Source organism: Nocardia tenerifensis NBRC 101015, assembly GCF_000308715.1.
Lineage (GTDB): Bacteria > Actinomycetota > Actinomycetes > Mycobacteriales > Mycobacteriaceae > Nocardia > Nocardia tenerifensis.
The window spans coordinates 1-2,123 of record NZ_BAGH01000475.1; the positions used below are offsets into that span (position 1 = coordinate 1).

At 67.5% G+C, this 2,123-nt stretch carries 2 protein-coding genes; one reads left to right on the forward strand and one right to left on the reverse strand.

Going from position 1 to position 2,123, the window contains the following annotated elements:
- Nucleotides 1–662: 662 nt before the first annotated feature.
- Complete coding sequence (locus tag ON39_RS34130) at nucleotides 663–1,112, forward strand: hypothetical protein (protein WP_146251192.1); 450 nt, start codon at nucleotides 663–665, stop codon at nucleotides 1,110–1,112.
- A gap of 235 nt (nucleotides 1,113–1,347) precedes the next feature.
- Here the strand turns inward: ON39_RS34130 and ON39_RS34135 are convergent, their stop codons facing one another.
- A complete protein-coding gene (locus tag ON39_RS34135; protein ID WP_040740415.1) occupies nucleotides 1,348–2,094 on the reverse strand; it encodes an adenosylcobinamide-GDP ribazoletransferase in 747 nt (248 codons plus the stop codon).
- Nucleotides 2,095–2,123: the final 29 nt, after the last annotated feature.

Genomic DNA, 2,123 nt, shown 5'->3' on the forward strand with positions numbered 1-2,123 from the left:
GTGAACCCGCGCGCCATAAACCGTGAACCGCGCGCCATGAACCGTGCACCGTAAACCGCAAATCCCGAATCTCGAATCTCGAATCCCGAACCCTGAGCCGCGTGCCGCGTGCCGCGAACCCGTGTGCCGTGTGCCGCGAGTTGCGTCCCGCGCCGCCGTGAATCGCGCGCTATGCGCCGTGAACCTCTAACCGCGTGCCACGTATCCCCAACTTGAGCCGCGTGTCGCGCGCTGCGAACCACGTGCCGCATGCCGGGTGTCGCGCGCTGCGAACCACGCGTCGAACGGGCGCCACACGGAGACAAGAAGGTCGAGGATTGGGCCGCAGCTAGGCGGAGCACGCCTCGATCTGGCGAACTGAGGTGTAGCCGCGTTCGGGCGAGCATCATCCGATAGTGGCTTCGTTACCGTGCATCCGACCTTCCGAGTTGCGGGGTTGGTAACCGGGGGCCTCGTCAACTCTGAGCCGGTACGCGACGGGAATCGGTACATCGGCAGCGGTACCTCGGCAGTGCGCCGGTATCGGCCGGGCTTCGCGCGGGTCGGCATGGTCGAGGCTCCGCGGCGCTTGCGGAAAAGGCAGGGTATGGAACTGCCGGTCGCCGGTATAGTTCGCTTCAACTCCAAACGGGGGAATCCATTGCTACAGAAAGTATTTCAACGTGCGTAAATCAAACAGGGCAGCCGCCACCATGGCGTCGCTCAGTGCGCTGGCCGCGGCGATCGCGGTCGCCGCGCCGCATGCGGGGGCGACCGTCACGAGCATCCGCGTCGACAAGGGCCAGAGCTTCGGCAGTTCGGCAGACGCCCGCGGCACCGGCTGCTCCTACCCGGTCACCGTGAACACAGACCCCGGCAAGACGGTGGTACTGCTCGACCAGATCGGCGACGACCCGCAATCCGCGGACTACAAGCAGTTTCAGCCGTATGAACTGGTAGCGGATGCGTCCGGTGCGGCGCGCACCACGTGGATCCCCGATCGAAAGGGGCCGCACAAGATCGTGGTTCTCGAACTCTTGGAGGGTGACGACTTCGAGGTCTACGGCCTCCGCAATGCGATGAACGTCGGAACGGGTATCAATCTCGGCCCGGCTTGCGTCGTACTGCCCTGAGTGATCGCCGCGGACCGGTGTCGCCTTCAGCTGTGGGCTGGGCGGCATCCGGTCTGCGGTACCGCTTGGTCGGCGTAGCGCGGGTTGCAACCGATGTTCGGAACCCTTGGCCGCGGGGAGGTCGATCGGCGTCGCGATTGCTGAGTACTTCGCGCCGTCACCCGGGGAGTGACGTGACCGGGAGCGGGGGTTGCCGGCGCGCCGAAGGGGCCAGTTCGCTGGCGTCTCGAGTGTGTCAGCGGCTGATGGACAGGATGGCGGCGGTGAGGGAGACCGTGAGTTCGATTGTGGCGCCCAGCGTGTCGCCGGAAAGGCCGTCGAAACGGCGGACGCAGTGACGCACGAGGACGGTCGATGCGGTCAGGGCGAGAAGGATGGCTAGCGGCCCCTGCCAGTAATTCGGTGTGGCGAAGAGGGCGGCGGCCAGGGACGCGGCCGTCCACGCCGCGGCCGTGAGTGGACGTTGGGTGCCTGCGACCAAAGCGCCGAAGCCGGCGTCGGGTGCGGCCCGAATCCCTTTGCGGCAGGCCAGGACTACCGCGACGCGGCCGACGGTGACCGCGAGGGCGACGGCGAACCACCGATCCGCCTCGGCCAGCGCGGCGAACGAAAACGCTTGAACGCCAACGGAGAATACGAGAGCGGCGACGCCGAAGGGGCCCGCGCCGCCGCTCTTCATGATCTGCCTGGCTCGCTCGGGTGGTCCGTAACTACCGAGCCCGTCCATCGTGTCGGCAAGCCCGTCCAGATGCATGCCCCGCGTGAGCAACGCCAACGCCCCGACCACCAGCAGCCCGGCCAGCCCCGAACTCGCCCCTACCCACCCCAACACCCACAGCAACCCGGCCGCCCCCGCGCCGAGCAGCCCACCGACCAACGGCGCCAACGCAATTGCCCACCCGGCCGCCCGTCGATCCACGCTCGCCGGCCCCCGCACCGGCAGAACTGTGAGCCAGGAAACCGCGAGCCGCAAACCGTTCACCGGAGCAGCCTTGAAATGCACTGGCGGGT